The sequence below is a fragment of the Aquabacterium sp. CECT 9606 genome (genome assembly GCF_918741295.1).
In the GTDB taxonomy this organism is placed as follows: domain Bacteria; phylum Pseudomonadota; class Gammaproteobacteria; order Burkholderiales; family Burkholderiaceae_C; genus Aquabacterium.
The window spans coordinates 754,799-770,666 of the sequence record NZ_CAKKNB010000002.1; the positions used below are offsets into that span (position 1 = coordinate 754,799).

General features: G+C 62.7%; 17 protein-coding genes. 7 read left to right on the plus strand and 10 right to left on the minus strand.

Going from position 1 to position 15,868, the window contains the following annotated elements; genetic code table 11:
* The first annotated feature begins 36 nt into the window (after positions 1-36).
* From LQ232_RS11135 to LQ232_RS11145, 3 genes are read left to right on the plus strand one after another with little or no spacing between them, the layout of a single operon-like run.
* Positions 37-804 carry a glycosyltransferase family 2 protein gene (locus LQ232_RS11135; protein ID WP_230180386.1) on the plus strand — a complete coding sequence of 256 codons (768 nt, stop codon included), beginning with the start codon at positions 37-39 and terminating at the stop codon, positions 802-804.
* Positions 801-1,358, plus strand: coding sequence for a putative colanic acid biosynthesis acetyltransferase (locus tag LQ232_RS11140; protein ID WP_230180387.1), 558 nt, complete (start codon positions 801-803; stop codon positions 1,356-1,358). The genes LQ232_RS11135 and LQ232_RS11140 overlap by 4 nt, the downstream gene beginning before the upstream one ends.
* Positions 1,355-2,224 (plus strand): glycosyltransferase family 2 protein, encoded by an 870-nt coding sequence (locus LQ232_RS11145; protein WP_230180388.1) that lies wholly within the window; start codon positions 1,355-1,357, stop codon positions 2,222-2,224. Before LQ232_RS11140 ends, LQ232_RS11145 begins: the two co-directional genes overlap by 4 nt.
* On the opposite strand, the gene LQ232_RS11150 is transcribed toward LQ232_RS11145, so the two are convergent.
* From LQ232_RS11150 to epsF, 9 genes are read right to left on the minus strand one after another with little or no spacing between them, the layout of a single operon-like run.
* Complete coding sequence (locus LQ232_RS11150; protein WP_230180389.1) at positions 2,211-3,758, minus strand: hypothetical protein; 1,548 nt, start codon at positions 3,756-3,758, stop codon at positions 2,211-2,213. The genes LQ232_RS11145 and LQ232_RS11150 overlap by 14 nt on opposite strands.
* On the minus strand, positions 3,755-4,789 hold the full coding sequence (locus LQ232_RS11155) for a glycosyltransferase (protein WP_230180390.1): 1,035 nt from the start codon (positions 4,787-4,789) through the stop codon (positions 3,755-3,757). Before LQ232_RS11155 ends, LQ232_RS11150 begins: the two co-directional genes overlap by 4 nt.
* The gene (locus LQ232_RS11160; protein WP_230180391.1) at positions 4,786-5,943 is read right to left on the minus strand and encodes a glycosyltransferase; all 1,158 of its coding nucleotides are present in this window, start codon (positions 5,941-5,943) and stop codon (positions 4,786-4,788) included. The genes LQ232_RS11155 and LQ232_RS11160 overlap by 4 nt, the downstream gene beginning before the upstream one ends.
* Positions 5,940-7,241, minus strand: a complete 1,302-nt coding sequence (locus LQ232_RS11165) for a lipopolysaccharide biosynthesis protein (RefSeq protein ID WP_230180392.1) — start codon at positions 7,239-7,241, stop codon at positions 5,940-5,942. The genes LQ232_RS11160 and LQ232_RS11165 overlap by 4 nt, the downstream gene beginning before the upstream one ends.
* A complete protein-coding gene (locus LQ232_RS11170; protein WP_230180393.1) occupies positions 7,238-7,945 on the minus strand; it encodes an exosortase C-terminal domain/associated protein EpsI in 708 nt (235 codons plus the stop codon). Before LQ232_RS11170 ends, LQ232_RS11165 begins: the two co-directional genes overlap by 4 nt.
* Before the next feature lie 4 nt (positions 7,946-7,949).
* Positions 7,950-8,864 carry an exosortase B gene (gene xrtB / locus LQ232_RS11175; RefSeq protein WP_230180394.1) on the minus strand — a complete coding sequence of 305 codons (915 nt, stop codon included), beginning with the start codon at positions 8,862-8,864 and terminating at the stop codon, positions 7,950-7,952.
* Entirely contained in the window at positions 8,848-9,984 is a 1,137-nt protein-coding gene (gmd, locus tag LQ232_RS11180) for a GDP-mannose 4,6-dehydratase (RefSeq protein ID WP_230180395.1), read from the minus strand. Before gmd ends, xrtB begins: the two co-directional genes overlap by 17 nt.
* A 12-nt stretch (positions 9,985-9,996) precedes the next feature.
* Entirely contained in the window at positions 9,997-10,857 is an 861-nt protein-coding gene (locus tag LQ232_RS11185) for a polysaccharide biosynthesis tyrosine autokinase (protein ID WP_230180396.1), read from the minus strand.
* Positions 10,854-12,260, minus strand: coding sequence for a chain length determinant protein EpsF (epsF, locus tag LQ232_RS11190; RefSeq protein ID WP_230180397.1), 1,407 nt, complete (start codon positions 12,258-12,260; stop codon positions 10,854-10,856). The genes LQ232_RS11185 and epsF overlap by 4 nt, the downstream gene beginning before the upstream one ends.
* Before the next feature lie 169 nt (positions 12,261-12,429).
* On the opposite strand from epsF, the gene LQ232_RS11195 reads away from it, so the two are divergent.
* The 4 genes from LQ232_RS11195 to LQ232_RS11210 are packed head-to-tail and all read left to right on the plus strand — an operon-like array spanning position 12,430 to position 15,259.
* On the plus strand, positions 12,430-12,987 hold the full coding sequence (locus tag LQ232_RS11195) for a hypothetical protein (protein WP_230180398.1): 558 nt from the start codon (positions 12,430-12,432) through the stop codon (positions 12,985-12,987).
* A 17-nt stretch (positions 12,988-13,004) separates the two neighbouring features.
* Complete coding sequence (locus tag LQ232_RS11200) at positions 13,005-14,243, plus strand: glycosyltransferase (protein ID WP_230180399.1); 1,239 nt, start codon at positions 13,005-13,007, stop codon at positions 14,241-14,243.
* On the plus strand, positions 14,240-14,557 hold the full coding sequence (locus LQ232_RS11205; protein WP_230180400.1) for a DUF1840 domain-containing protein: 318 nt from the start codon (positions 14,240-14,242) through the stop codon (positions 14,555-14,557). The genes LQ232_RS11200 and LQ232_RS11205 overlap by 4 nt, the downstream gene beginning before the upstream one ends.
* A gap of 27 nt (positions 14,558-14,584) precedes the next feature.
* Positions 14,585-15,259, plus strand: coding sequence for a histidine phosphatase family protein (locus tag LQ232_RS11210; protein ID WP_230180401.1), 675 nt, complete (start codon positions 14,585-14,587; stop codon positions 15,257-15,259).
* Here the strand turns inward: LQ232_RS11210 and LQ232_RS11215 are convergent.
* Positions 15,145-15,846 carry a TetR family transcriptional regulator gene (locus LQ232_RS11215; protein ID WP_230180402.1) on the minus strand — a complete coding sequence of 234 codons (702 nt, stop codon included), beginning with the start codon at positions 15,844-15,846 and terminating at the stop codon, positions 15,145-15,147. The two genes, LQ232_RS11210 and LQ232_RS11215, sit on opposite strands and share 115 nt — an antisense overlap.
* Positions 15,847-15,868: the final 22 nt, after the last annotated feature.

Consider the following 15,868-nt stretch of genomic DNA (forward strand, 5'->3'; position numbering starts at 1 on the left):
TCAATCGCCGGTGAATGAGCTCCGGAGTGTGGCCCCATGGCCTTGGTATCGATCATCACGATTGTCCGCAATGACCTGAACGGCTTGAGGAAGACGCACGCCAGTGTGCTCAGCCAGCATTGCAAAGACCACGATTGGATCATCGTGGACGGTGCCTCGACGGATGGCACCGCCGGCCACGCGCTCGCGCTGGTCGGACCCCGCACCAGCGTCGTCAGCGAGCCTGACAAAGGCATCTTTGATGCCATGAACAAGGGCCTGGGCCGGGCACAAGGAGAGTTTGTCGTGTTCCTGAACGCTGGCGACACCTTCAAGGATGAGCACACCCTCGAAACGGTGGCCAAGGCCTTGCGATCCGGCGTGGTGGACTTTCTCTATGGGGACACGCTCCAGCAATACGCCGGTGACCACTTGATCCACAAGGTCGCCCGAGGGCACCTCAAATTGGGTTACGGCATGTTCGCCTGCCACCCCTCCATGTACTACCGCCGCGCCTTGATTGGCAGCATGCGGTTCAACCCAGCGTTCAAAATTGCTGGCGACTACGAGTTCACCTCGCGCTTCCTCAGGAAGACCGCGCGCATCGTCAGGCTGGACACCGCGCTGAGCATCTTTGACCTGACGGGCACCTCGGTTCAGAACAAGGCAAGAGGCCGCACCGAGAACTGGCAGGTCCAGCGGGATGTGCTGGGCGTGCCGCTGGTCAGACGCGTGGCCACGCGCCTGACCTACTTGTTGACGTCGGTGCTCAATGACCACTTTCCGGGCGTCTACCGCTGGTTGCGCTTTCGAGTGGCCGCATGATCGACCTGGCGGCCAGCAAGACCGAATGGTCCAACAGCATCAAGCTGCGTCGGGTTCTGTGGACGTGGGGCTTGGAGCCGCTGGTTCGCTGGTTGCCCAAGCCCTGCAGTCCTGTGCGCGTGATGGCGCTGCGGCTGATGGGCGCCAGCGTCGGGCCCCATTGCCTGCTGATGCCTGGCATCAAGGTCTTGATGCCCTGGAACTTGCATTTGGAAGACCACGTGGCCATTGGGCGCGGGGTCGATATCTATAACTTCGCCCTGGTCGAAATTCGCCGTCAGACGGTGGTGTCTCAGGACACGCACCTGTGCACGGGATCGCACGATTTCAGCCAGCCCAGCATGCCCTTGGTCTACAGCCCCATCCGCATTGGCAGCGGAAGCTGGGTGGCGGCGGGCGTGTTCGTCTGCCCCGGCGTGTCGGTGGCCGATGGCGTGGTGGTGGGAGCTCGATCGGTGGTCAGCAAAAGCCTGGACATCCCGTGGTCGGTGTATGCCGGGAATCCGTGCGTCCGCATCAAAGACCGCACCATGGCGCGGAAGGACACGCCGTGATCCAGGGCAGCACGAATGTCTCCGTGCTCATCCTCACCAAGAACGAGCAACACGATCTTCCGGGCTGCCTGCACAGTGTGGGTTGGAGCGACGACGTGCATGTGCTCGATTCCGGCAGCACCGATAGCACGGTGGCATTGGCCCAGGCGCAAGGCGCGACGGTGACGGTGCGCAGCTACCCAGGCAGCGCCGCGCCCTTTGGGGGCGATGAAGCCGCGCACCGCAACTGGGGGCTGCGCAACATTGCCTTCAAGCACCAGTGGTTGCTGCTCCTGGATGCCGACGAGCGGGCCACCCCCGAGCTGGTCGCCAGCATCCAGGCCATGTTGTCGGCCCCAGGCCATTGCGCCGCCTACCGGGTTCACCGGCGTGACTACTTCCTGGGTACCTGGATCAAGCACGTGACGCCGTCACCCTTCAACATTCGCCTGATCAAGCCGGCTGCGGTGCACTATGAGCGGATCATCAACCCCATCACGGTGGTGGATGGTGCGGTGGGTGAAATGGACGCCCACTTTGACCACTTCCCGTTCAGCAAGGGCATGAGTCACTGGTTTGCCAAACACAACGACTACAGCACCTTCGAGGCCAAGCACATTGTGAGCAAGCGCTTGAGCGATCAAAAGTTCAGCTGGGCCAAAGCCTTGTTCGCCAAGGACATCAACGAGCGCCGCATGCACCAGAAGGGCATTTACTACCAGCTGCCCTTGCGCCCTTTGGTGATGTTTCTGGGCTTGTATGTGGGCAAGCGCGGCTTTCTGGATGGACGGGCTGGTTTCGTCTATGCGGTGCTGCGTGCCATTTATGAATACATGATCGTGCTGAAAGTGACCGAACAGGGCTTGCCTGCCGTCAAGAACGGCTGAGCGGGCCACCTGGCGTGCGTTTGAACACCATGTTGAGCATGAACGCCAGCGCCGCGTAGATCAGCACCTTCTGCGGCATGTCCCGCAGCAGGAAGGCCAGCTTGGAGGCCAGCGATTCGCTGCCCAGCCCGTACAACAGGATGCCCCAGGTGCCGCCGAGCATGATGGGCGACACCATGAAGATCTCGCCCCGCAGCGACAGCGAGTCAAAGCACAGGAACAAGAGCAGGAACAGGATGGCCACCAGGAAAGGGCTGAAATCCTGGCCAATGACGATGACATCGGCCCACATGGACCCGGTGGCAAAGCCCCCCAAAGGCTGCGATCCCTCGTTCTGGTACCGGTAGAAATCGCCCATGGAGTAGGCGTTGCGTTGCTTGTCCAGCTTGATCTCCAGCATGTCCAGTACCGGCTGGGGCAAGGTCATCAGCAGCTTGTCCACGTTGGTGTCGAGCACTTCACCCCGCTGCTTGGCATTGAAGCTGAACGCAAAGTTGAGCATGTTGTCGTGGAACTTGGTCTCTGAGAACCGCGCCAGAAGCGGGTTGCTGAGGTAGGCCTCGTCGTAAGTCTTCAGGCTGGCGTCCAGCGTTCCGTTCATGCGGTATTCAGCCAGCTTGTCGCGTTCACCCAGCAGCTGGTAGGTCTCTTGGGCCATTTGCCAAGGTGTCAGGGTCTCCCGCTTGTCCCGCGCCAAGGCCATGGCCACCGCCACATCGGTGAACAAGGTGATGCCCAGGAGCACCGCCACCAATCCAGCGCCGGCTTTCACGAAGGTGCTTTTGCGCACGGCGCTGGGGTCTTGCATGGCCCAGATGAAATAGACCAGGGCCGCTTGCACCGGGCCGATCAGCATGAGCTGACGGGCATTGCGCAGCAGGCCAATCCCCATCAAGACGATCGTGAAAGCGATCAGCAAAGGGATCTGCTTCTTGATGTCGCAATACCGGTGGCCATACTTCTTGTAGTACAACGGGATGGCAAAGGGCAGCCACTGCAAGAAGCTCAGGGCTTGAAAGAACTTTCCACCAGCGTCGCCAAACGCGGCGCCACCTTGCAGGGTGGACAAGGCGCCCAGCATCGCCATGGCCCACAAGGTGGCGATGGGCGGTGCGTCCAGCACCCCCAAGGGCCTGAACACGTGCATGGCCAAGCCGTCGCGCAGGCTGACGGTCGCGGCCAGGTGGCGGTATATCCAATGGACCAACACCGCGATGATCGACACGGCCGCCAGAACAGAGAAGGTGAGAACGGGCGCCCGCAGCAACTGAGACACCGGGACCCAGGACGTGGTCTGCGCCACCAGCGAAGCCAGTGACGAGGTCACGTTGAAACCGATGATGGCCAGGGACGACACCGGGTAGTCCACCGTGGCCCGGCTGCGGTCCAGGTATTGGTAGATCAACAGGGTCGACGCCACGATGAGCAGGACCGAGAGGCCGTTGTCATGGGAGCGGTCAATGACCAGTTGCAGCAGGCCGCAAACCACGCAAGCCAACTGCATGGCCCGTGCAAACAGTTGAAACCTGGTCATGGTGTGGTGCCCGATGTGGCCTGGTTCAGCACCGCCTTGAGGATGTCTTCATTGCCGTGCCGGTTGGCCTGGAAGCGGCGGTGTCCGGCGGCGGCAATGGCGGCCGCTTTGTCGGGCTGAGCGAGCAATGCGAGGCATTGGTCCGCGCACTCCTGGGCATCGCGCCAGAAAATCGCCTCGACCCCCTCCTGGTAGATGGCGCTGTGCTCTGTCGTGCGTTCGGCGCAGAACAGGCCCCCCAAGGCTGGGATCTCCAATGACCTGGTGGTGTGCAAGTCTCGGTTGCCCTTGGACAGCATGCCGATGTTGATGCTGGCGCATTGGATGGCATGGGCATAGTCGTGGCCGCCAATGGCGCCGCCTTTCCAATGAGGTTGGAGCTGGCGCCACTCGGGCGCCTTGTGCCAGTTCGCTCCACGGATCGACACCGGCACGCCGCGCTGGATCAACTCCAGCAGGAAGGGGCCTCTTTCAGGCATCCAGGTGCCCAGAAAAAGCACTTGGGATCGCCATTGCGATGCCAGGTCCGGCGTGATGGCGCGTGGCGCGTGGGCCAGCTCATCGGCAGACCGCCAAACGCGGGTCACCCGGCGAGCCCCCAGCGCCAGGCATTCGGCCACGTTCTCCTGCCTCACCACGGCCAGCAAATCGTAGTGTGGCGCGGACATGCGGTAGGCCGAAAAGCGCCTGCGGTCACGTGGTCCGGTCGGGTCATCGATGTTGTAGTTGATCACGTGCCGGCAGTGCGCCTTGAGTGCCGCGATGATGGCCGGGGTCACCCATTCGCCATTGTCGACATGGCAAAGATCGAAGTGCAGGCCGCGCAGCTCGGCTTTCATGCGGTGCGCCAGCCAAGGCGCAAATGCATGGCCCCCGATGCGCCACGTGACCCTGTCCACCCAGCCGGTTCGGGGCAACCACTGGCGCATGTCCCAGTGGACGACTTCATGTCCCAGGCGGCGGTAGGCATGGGCTCGGTCCAGGCAAGTTCCGCTGACCGTGCCGAGGTACAGGATGCGCAAACGGCTCACGCCATCAACTCCCGATAGATGGCCTGCGCTTTCACGCCATAGTCGCGCCAGCCGCCCGCGCTCTGCACGCGAACGACGGCACTGCGGCTCATCTCGGCCCGCAACAGGGGAGCGTCGGCGAGTTGTTGCAATCGCGCGGTGATGGCCGCAGGGTCGCGAATGGGCACGATGAAGCCTTCCTGCCCCTCATTGAACAGATCGCGCGCACCGGTGTTCTCGGTGCCGATCACGACGCAGCCGCTGGCCAGGGCTTGCGCTTGCACCAGTGCCAAGCCCTCTTGCACGCTGGCCAGCACCATGGCATGGCTGCGGCTCATCAGCGATGTGAGTTCCGTCTGTGGCACGTGGCCCATGACGCGGATGGAGTCGTCCCACAAGCCATGCCGCTTCATCTTGGCGATGAAATCCGGAGAGGGTGTGCCCGCCATGCTGAGCGATTTGCGGGGATGCTGGAAGGCGCGGTAGGCCTGCAGCAGGTAAGGGATGCCCTTGTTGAGGTTCATGCCCCCCACGTAAAGCACATCGAACCGCCCGGGCATCGGTTGGCCATGGGGCTTGAACAGATCGAGGTTGACGCCATAGGGCAGCAGGCGCATCTTCTGCCTGGGCACGCCACGTTGAACAAAGGACTCCAGGCTGAAGCTGGAAGGCACCGTGATGCAGTCTGACTCGCTGTATTCGGCCTCTTCGCGCTCGATGACGCGTGGGTCAATGCCATCGAAAGCCAGCCCCCAGCGGTCGGCTTCCTCGCGCAGCAGGCGGTCTTGCACGCGGATGTGTGACGAGCCTCGGTCGCACACATAGCGCGCGCCTCGGCGTTTGGCGGCCTGGCCACTGTGGAGCGCCGAGCCGGACATGCCCACGAACACATCGCAGTCGGGCAGGTTGTGCACCACATGCCGGTCAAAGGTGGTGCGGTCCAGGTGTTCCCAGGCGCGCACGACACTGGCCCCCAAGGCATCCTTGCGCTTGAAGGCCATGTAGGGGGTGTGGATCCACGGGAAAGTCCGAATCAGCTGGGGGGGCAGTTGCCTGGTCTTCAGCTTGAATCGCGGGTAGCCCGTGAAGATGGCGGCCAATGACTGGCTGGTGTGAAGCTCCCGAGCCAGGTCAAAAGCGTGGAACGTCCCCATGGTGGACAGCGCGATTTTCATGATGCAATGGGCTGTGGGGTGGGGTTGTGAGGCGAGGTCATTCTTTGGGCCAGAACCAGGCAGACCCCGGCAATGCCCAGCTCGGACAGCAGCATGGCCAGCGCTGCGCCTTCCAAGCCAAGCCACTGGCCCAACACCCAGGACAGACCCAAGGACCCGGTGGCGGCCAGCAAAGTCCATTGCGCCAGGCCCACGTGCTGATTGGTGGCCATGAGCAGCACCCTGGGAACATGCCACACGCCGCCTGCGGCCGCGTACACCAGCAAGATCCCGATCAGGGCGGGTTGAACGCCGATGCGGCCATGGGTCCACAGCTGCAATAGCCACGGCGCCAGCAGGTACAGAATCAGGCTCAGCCCCACGGACAGCGCTGCGCCGATCCAGGCGGAACGCCGGTAAAGCCCCGCCACCGCTTGGGCGCCACCTCGTCCATACAGCTGTGACAGCTCGGCCCACAGGGCGTGCCCAAAGGTGCCGGTGACCTGGACCGCCACGCGGGCCAGGGTGCGGTAGGTGTTGAACACCGCGACCATGGCTGGACCAAACAGGTGGCCCACCACCAGGGTGATGCCTTGAAAGCTCAAAGCATTGGCCAAGGGAAAGGCCATGAAGGAAACCGCTGGCGTGGCCATGGCGCGGACCTCGGCCGTGTGCGCTGCTCTCAGACCCCAGGAAAAGGGATGCGGGCCTTGGCCCGACCACCAGATCATCCAGAAGATGCCCGCGGCACGAACCAGCAGCGCCGCGATCGCGACGGCCGCGAAACTTCCTCCGGCAAACAAGCCGATCATCCCGCCCAGCCATTCAGCCAGCCGAAGGCCATTGGCCAGCATGGTGCCTTGCGCGTATCGGCCGGTCGATTTGAAGATGGCCTCGGCCAGTCCGCCAAACAAGGCCAGCAGCACGGTCAAGACCAGGGCGGCCAAGGCCAGGCGTTCGTCCCATCCAACCAGGCCTGGGACGGGCGCCCAAAGTACCACGGGCAATGCGATGGCCGCGAGACCACCGCAGGCCAGCAGCATGAACAACAGGGCACTTTGAAAGATGGCGTTGGCCTGCCGGGCATCACCCCGCCCGATGGCCATGGTCATGCGGTTGCCGGCGGTGGCCACCATGCCCACATCGGCCATCGACAGATAGGCTGGAATGGCGGACAACATCAGCCAGGTGCCGTAAGTGGCCACATCCCAGCGGTGCAGGAACAGTGGCAATGAGGCCAGTTGGATGACGATGTTGGTGACCTGGCCGAAAGCATTGGCTCCCAGCGCCGCCATGATCCGTTGAAGCAAGGGGCTCACACCGCGCTCTTGCTGCCAATGAGGCTGCGGCGGGCTTGCGGGCCCAGCGCATTCAAAAGATCCTGGATAAAGCGGTCTTGCAGCTCAAAGGGATCGCTTCGCCGCGTGATCTCGGAGATGCGGAACAGCATGCCGTCGACCCGATAACCCCGCAACGCCATCATCACGCGGGCCATGTTGCGGTCTCGGGATCCTCGTGCCACGCCATCGCCCACGCGGACAAAGTAGGTCAGGGGTTCGGTGCGCTTGGGCCCCAGCGTGGTCATCATCCGCACGGAATCAATGCCGCCGAACGGCGAGCTGACCGTGTGCTCGGTCCGGGCTTCGACCTTGAAACCTTGCGAGGGATAGCAGGCCTCGGGGGTGTGCAGCTGAGTGTCGTTCGACTGCTCGCGCCCATAGGCAATCGACAGCATGATCCGGCGCCCGGTGGGCCGGTGCAGATAGGAGCGTGCGAAGGTCTCGCTGTACAGGCGCATCAAGTTCTCTTCCTGCACGGGGTTGACCACCGATTTCTGCGCGTAGGGCAGTTCTTGCCAGTCACCAAAATGCGCGGGAACCAACGCGGCGTAGTGAGGTTCACCAATGACATCGGCCCAGGGTTTGCGCGGCTTGAGAAGCTCGGCCGCGACCACCGAGCCCACCATGATGGTCACCGCCAACAACAGGGTTCTGATCTTGATGTGAGGGGGGCTGAGCAACATGCGTTCACCTGGTGGAAGATGGCAGGCGGGACGCAGTCCAGCGCATCAAGCCATCGATGGAAACAATCAGGACCAAGGCCACCAGGAACAGCACCGCCCCCGCGAACCCGTGCAGGAATCCCTGGCCGACTTCGTCGCCGAAGTGGTAGGTGAGCAGGGCCAGGAAGATGACGCGGATCATGTTGGCGGTGAACGAGATCGGCAGGATCAGCAAGCCCAAGGTGATATTGCGCAGCAAGGAGGAGTGGCGCGCGACGTTGAGGTAGAAGATGCCCATGGCTTCGAGCATGAACAAGGTGCGCATGCCGGCGCAGGCGTCGGCCACCAGCAACTGGTACTGGCCGATGTTGATGACCACGCCGGTGTGGGTGATGGGGTAGCCCATGGCCCACAGCACATTGGTCACCGCGATCGAGATGTGCAGCTTGATGAACTGGCTGATCGGGTCGAGCAGGAACCCAGGGATGGGCACCATGAACAGCAGAAAGAACAGCGGGAACTTGAGCCGATTGAGCAAAGGCGTGCCACCCGCCAGCAGGACCACGCCGATCATCATGGGGATGAAGGCGAAAACCTCGAAGTAGATGATGCCCAGTGCTCGTCCTGCCACGTAGAACAGGCAGCCCGCGGCGAAGGCTGGCCAGCACCAGCCTTGGCGCGGCGGCGTGCCGGGCGGTGCGGTGTGCTCGCGCCAACGGGTGACCAACAGCCACAGCGCCATGCTGAGCATGATCGGGCCGTGGCTGTGTTCACCCTTGGCCCACAGGCCTGCTTCGTTGTCCTGCAGCAGGTCCCACAAGGTCAGGGTGAACATGGCCAGCAGGCCCAGACTCAGCACCAGCAGGTCCTGTGGCATGGACAGCGAAATGCCCGAGGTGGCATGGTGGCCGCCGGCAGGCGGGCTACTCGTGGTAGTCATAGGTTTGAAAGCCGGCTGATCTGACCAGGCTGTCCCTTCTGGCCGATTCATAATCGCTGCGCACCATCTCGCCCACCATGTCCATCAGCGTGGTTTGAGGCGTCCAGCCCAGCTTGTCCTTGGCCTTGGAGGGGTCGCCCAACAAGGTCTCGACTTCCGTGGGACGGTAGTAGCGCGGGTCCACCTTGACCACGACTTGGCCAGGTTTGCAAGAGGCCAACATGTGACCGTGAACCGGCTGCACATTGACCACCACCCCAATCTCGCGTTCACCATCACCCTCAAAAGCCAGCGTGATGCCCAGCTCCTTGGCCGAGAACTCCACAAACTGGCGCACGCTGTACTGCACGCCAGTGGCGATGACGAAGTCCTCGGCCACCTCCTGCTGCAGCATCAGCCATTGCATCTCGACATAGTCGCGCGCGTGGCCCCAATCGCGCAGCGCGCTCATGTTGCCCAGGAACAGGCACTCTTGCAGGCCCAGCGCGATGCGGCTGATGGCGCGCGTGATCTTGCGCGTCACGAACGTCTCGCCACGCACCGGGCTTTCATGGTTGAACAGCACGCCATTGCAGGCGTACATGCCATAAGCCTCGCGGTAGTTCACCGTGATCCAGTAGGCATACAACTTGGCCACCGCGTAAGGGCTGCGGGGGTAGAAAGGCGTGGTTTCCTTTTGCGGAATCTCTTGCACTAGGCCATACAGCTCGGAGGTCGAGGCCTGGTAAAAGCGCGTTTTCTTTTCCAGCCCCAGGATGCGGATGGCCTCCAGCAGGCGCAGTGCCCCGATGCCATCGGCATTGGCCGTGTACTCGGGCTCTTCAAAGCTCACGGCCACATGCGACTGCGCGGCCAGGTTGTAAACCTCGTCGGGCTGCACCTTTTGCATGATGCGCACCAGGCTGGTGGAATCGGTCAGGTCGCCGTAGTGCAGGATGAAGTTGCGGTTGTCAACATGCGGATCCTGGTACAGGTGATCGATGCGGTCGGTGTTGAACAGGCTGGAGCGGCGCTTGATGCCGTGCACCTCGTAGCCCTTCTTCAACAAGAACTCAGCCAGATAAGAACCGTCCTGGCCGGTGACGCCAGTGATCAGTGCAACGCGTTTTTTGGGGACCATGGTGCTCATCATTCAAAACTCGTTCATCAAAACGCCAGCGAGCTGCACCGATCCCTTGGTGAGCTGCTTGACCAACTTCTGCAAGTGCGGGGCGGAGCTTCGGTTCCTCCGCCCGATGACCAAAGCGGATCCACAGTGCGTGGCAATGATTCGTGCGTCAGACCCGTGCGAGGCTGCCGGGGTATCGACCAGCACGTGGTCAAACTTCTCTTGCAGATCGCAGAGCAAGAGGCTAAAGGCCGATTGTTGCAACAGTTCGACAGGGTTGGGCGCACCCACGCCTGCTGGCAGCAAGTAGAGGTTGGGCAGGTGGCCCACGGGCTTGATCACATTGGGTTCGGCACGGCCCGCCAGGATGCTGGTCAATCCAGAGCCGGACTCCACACCGAAGAGCTTGTGAAGGCGGGCTGCCCGCAAGTCGGCGTCGACCAGCAAGGTGCGCCCGGGCAGTTGGCTGAACGCGACGGCCAGGTTGGCGGCGATGAAGGACTTGCCGTCGCCCACATCGGGGCTGACCAGGGCCAGGGCGCTGCGTGCGTTCTGCCCACTCATCACCGACATCAGAAGCTGTGATCGCAAGTCTCGGAAAGACTCGACCTCTTCGCTGAACGGGTCGTTGGCCACGACCAGTTCGTCGTTGAGGGCCTGCTCCTTGGTCGGGCTGTACGGGTAGTGAAACTGCTGGGACAAGGCCCAGGCGATGTCCTCTGGTCGGGCCATGCCCAAGGCGACGACGGCATCGCCAAAGCGAATTTTGTGCTCGTGCTGATAGTCCAGTGCCCGGGTGAGCTGGCTGGTCGTGAGCCCCTTGGTCGTGCGCAGGATGTCACCCAGTGAGGCCTCAACTTTGACTTCGCGTTCAGGTGCATTCATGGTGTGGACACGTGCGGCAGGTGGAGTCGACGTGGCAAGGCCGTGGCCTTTTTTCGGCTCTTGAAGGCAGGGATCGATCCCACCGCGGGCAGGTTCGTGAGCGCCTCGATCTCGTTGAGTGTGCGCAGGCGCCTGTCCTTGCGCTCCATCAGCAGCGCGGCCGTCAAGGCCAGCAGGGCGCCCGCCAGACCGCCCAGGCCGATGTTGTTGAGGATGCGCGGGCCCGAGGGAACGGAAGGTGCCGTCGCGTATTCCAGGGCCGCCACGTTGTCCAAGAAGGCCTGGCTTTCCAGGTTGGTGGTGTTCTGGCGAAGCACCACTTGCTCGTAGACGCGTTGCGCGTTGTCCGCGTCGCGCTGCAGCATGGCGGCCTGGTCGCGCACGGCCTTCATCTGAAGCACCTTGCGGCGTTGGGCCTCCAGCGCCTGGCGGACCTGGCTCTCCCTGGACACATTCACCGAGTTGCTGATGCCAAAGCTCTTGCTGACACGCTGCACTTCCATGTCGAGCTTCTTGCGCATGTCGGCGATGCTGTTGGCCAGCTCCTTCACCTGAGGATGTTCATCGCCCAGCTTGGTGGTGAGCAACTGCAGCTGGTTCTCTTGCTGGGTCAGATTGGTCTTGAGCGCGCTGACGAGCGGGTTCATCATCACGTCCTGGGTTTTGTCACCCTGTGCGTTGACGGCGGCCTGCCGGCTGCCTGAATCGGCCACGGCGGCTTGCATCTGCACTTGCTGTGAAGACAGCTCCGTCAAGCGGGCCATTTCGACGTCCAGCCGCTCATCAGTGACCACCAGTCCCTGGTCTTGCTGGAACTTCGACAACTTGGCCTGCGCCACCTCGAAGTCTTCGCGCAGTTGCTTGCCGTTGCTGGTGAAAAATCGGGTGTACTGCTTGGCCGGCTCGGTGCGCAACTGCAAGTTCACATCCAGATAGGCCTTGATGAAGGCGTTGGTGATGGCCGCGGCAAATTGAGGGTCTGCGCCGGTGAAGGCCACATTGATCACGTTGGACCCGCGCGATGGGTGCACTTGCAATGAGTGGCGGAACATGTCGGCCAGCCAGCCTCTGAAATCGCCCACGCCTTTGGTGGACTTCATCCAGTTCTCGCGCAAAGACGAAACCTCATAGAGCTTCAGGTCGGACACCACTTTCAAGGCCACCCGCTGGCTGGTCATGACGTCGATCTGGGTCATGAGGTAGCTGGGGGATGCGGCGCCCGCCAGCACCATGCCGGCGATGGGATCGGGGGACTTGATGTCAACGATCACCGAGCCCTCGGCTGTGTAGTCCTTGGCCTTGAGCAGGGTCTTGGCGGTGACCGCGCCCAGCACCACCACGAACACGCTCAAGGCGATGATCCAGCGTGCTTTCAGGATGGCAAAGATTTGCTCAAATGTCATTGGTGGCTCCAATGATCACGAGAGAGGCGGCGTGCGGCATGGATGGCAATCAATCGAAGTGGTCGGGCGGAGTTTAGAAATCTTCTGTGACAGTTCTTCTGGTTTTGGTCGCTGAGGACGCCGGGACGGATCACCGTGTTGTCACAGTTGGCGGATAGGCTTGGTGTCCATGTCACACGGTCCCACTTCCCCATCGGTCCATCACTCATCGCGGATGGGCCAGTTGCTGCTGGTGCTGGCCGCCACGGCTTTCTGCGGGTGGGTGGATTACGTCACCGGTTACGAGGTGTCCGTGTTCGCCGTGTATGCCTTGCCGCTCATCTTGAGCACGCGGTCTTTTGGGCTCATGGGCGGGTGCCTGTCGGCGCTCTTGTGCTCGGCGGTGTGGATCGCCGCCGATGTGGTGGCCGGCCACCTCTATGGGCAGTGGTGGGTGGTTTACTGGAACGCGCTGCATCGATTCGTCTTCTTCCTGTGTGTGGCGCTGGGCTTTCACTACGCGCGCGCGGCGCTGGGTGCCGAATCCCGGCGCTGGGGGACATTGACCAGGCCCTGGCCTGTGTGCACCCAATGCCACCGAATCGCGGCCAAAGACGGTCATTGGCACAGGCTTGAAAGCTACCTCTGCGAGCACGCGGGCACGCCGCCCATGCCCAAGGTCTGTCCTGACTGTGCCCGCGAGAGTTACGCCATGGCAGGCTTCACCGATCGCACCTCCCATCGCTGACAACTGGCTTTTGCTTCATGTCGTTCCGCATCCTTCATTGCATTTCATCGGTCAACCCCGTTGGTGGCGGGCCCATTGAAGGCGTCAAGCAGTTGTCCGCCGTCAACCAGCGCCAGGGCCACACCGTGGAGGTGGTCTCGCTCGACGACCCCGACAGCCCCTGGGTCAAGAGCTGCCCCATCAAGTGCCACGCCATGGGGCCGCCAACCGTGCGCTACCGCTACACCTCCAAGCTGGTGCCCTGGTTGCGCCAGCACCGCAGCGACTACGACGTGGTCATCATCAATGGCATCTGGGAGTACCACTCCTTTGGCGCCTGGCGGGCACTGCGGGGTTCGCCCACGCCTTACTTCGTGTACACCCACGGCATGCTGGACCCCTGGTTCAAGCGCACCTACCCGCTCAAGCATTTGAAGAAGTGGCTCTATTGGCCCTGGGCCGAGTACCGCGTGCTGCGCGATGCCACTGCGGTGCTTTTCACCTGCGAAGACGAGCGGCGCCTGGCCCGCCAGTCCTTCTGGCTCTACAAGTGCGACGAGTACGTGGTGAATTACGGCACCAGCGCCCCTGTGGGTGATGCCGAGGCGCAACGCCGGGTGTTCCTCCAACGCTTTCCGCACTTGGCGGGCAAACGTTGCCTGTTATTCCTGGGACGGGTGCATGTCAAAAAGGGCCCCGACCTCCTGCTGAACGCCTTTGCCGCCTTGCTCAAACGCCTGCCTGCCGAGCAGGCCGGGAACCTGCATGTCGTCATGGCCGGCCCTGCCGATGATGCTTATGGGGCGGAGATGAAAGCCCTGGCCACCTCACTGGGCTTGCAGCGCCACATCACCTGGACAGGCATGGTGTCTGGCGACCTCAAGTGGGGCGCATTCCACAGCGCCGATGCCTTCATCCTGCCCTCGCACCAGGAGAACTTTGGCATTGCCGTGGCCGAGGCGCTGGCCTGCTCTGTGCCGGTGCTGATGTCCAACCAGGTCAACATCTGGCGTGAAGTGCAGCAGGCCGGGGCGGGTTGGGTGGATTCCGACGACCTGCCCGGCACCCAGCGGCTGCTGGACCGGTGGGTCCAGGCCGATCCGACGGTCTGGGCGCAAATGAAGCGGGACGCGTCGGCGTGCTTCAACCAGCGCTTCCTGATTGAGCGCAGCGCCGAATCTTTCATCAAGGCGATGGAGATTTATGGCTTGCGTCGGCATGTGCCCGCCAGGGTTTTTGTCGGTGGGGCGCACAATGAAGCCGGAGGTATCCCATGACATTCAAATTCAAATCCCAAGCCACGGGCGAGCTGTTGATGTTGACCGCGCACGCGCACGCCTTGCTGCACCACATCGGTAAATCGCCCGACCCCAAGGGCATCCTGACGCCGGAGGACATGCCGGCTGCGTTGGCGGCGCTTCGATCCCTGCCTGGTGATGAGCCCGTGGCGGAGGACGTGGCCGCGGCCAAAGACGACGATGACCAGCAGCCCGACGTCAATGCGGTGGACCTGCGCCGCCGCGCCTGGCCCCTCATCCAGATGATCGAAACTGCGCAGGCGGCGAAGGAGCCCATCGTCTGGGGTGTTTGAGCGGCCAACTCAGGCATCATGGGTGGCATGAGCGATCACATCACCCGCCTGCTGGTCATTCGCCATGGCGAAACGGCCTGGAACCTGGAGGCGCGCATCCAGGGCCACACCGACATTCCTTTGAACGAGCATGGCCGCTGGCAGGCCGAGCGCCTGGCTCTGGCCTTGGCTGATGAAGGGTTGGACGCGATCTACACCAGCGACCTGCAGCGTGCGCGCGACACCGCCCAGGCCGTGGCCCGCGCCACCGGCCTGACGCTGCAGCTGGACCAGGGCCTGCGTGAGCGCAACTTTGGGCGCCTGGAGGGCATGACCCAGAACCAGGTCGCTTTGCAGTGGCCCGAGGAAGGCCGTCGCTGGCGCGAGCGCGATCCCACCTATGGCCCGGAAGAGGGCGAGACCTTGCAGTCGTTCTACCAACGCTGCGTGGACACCGCCGAGCGCCTGGCCCAATTGCATCCTGGGCAGACCGTGGCCCTGGTGGCCCATGGCGGCGTGCTCGATTGTTTTTACCGCGCCGCCAACCACATTCCCTTGCAGGCGCCACGCACCTGGACCATCGGCAATGTCAGCATCAACCGGCTGCTTTACAGCCCCGAAGGTTTCAGCCTGCTGGGCTGGGCCGACACGCGGCATCTGGACGATGACGTGAGCCTGGACGAGACCAGCGATGGCGACGTGGCCTTGAGCCCGGACAAGTAAAGGTCGATGGCCTGGGCCCCGGTGCGCGTCAAGTGGAAGAGCTTGTCGTCCAGCATCCAGGTGTTGATCAGGCCGCTCACCAATGCCTGCAAACCCACCGTCATCACCCGGGCGCTGGGTTGGCTGGCCACCAGGCCCAGCTTCTGCGCACGCTTCAAGGCTTTTTCGAGGTGGGCCTGGCAGTTCAGGTGCACGCTGATGTGGCGTGCGCGCACATCGCTCAGCTCGTCCACGTACTCGACCTTGTTGACCGCGATGCCGATCACGCGGCGAGTGCGCGGCTCGGTGGCGATGCGGGTCAGGGCGTCCATCATGGCCGCGCGAACCTGGGCCAGCGGGTCGTCGCTCGCTTCTTGTCCTACTCGGCCGATGGTCTCTTCAATGGGCGAGGTGCTCCTGTCCATCATCGCGTTAAAAAGACTGGCTTTGTCCTTGAAGTGCCAGTAGATGGCGCCACGGGTCATGCCCGCCGCCTGGGCGATGTCTTGCAGGGAGGTCCGCGACACGCCTTTGTCTGAAAAGACCAGCTCGGCGGCATCCAGCAGCAGCTCTCGCGTCAACAGGGCGTCTTCTTTGGTGCGGCGCATGGAGGATGTCCGGTTTCATCAG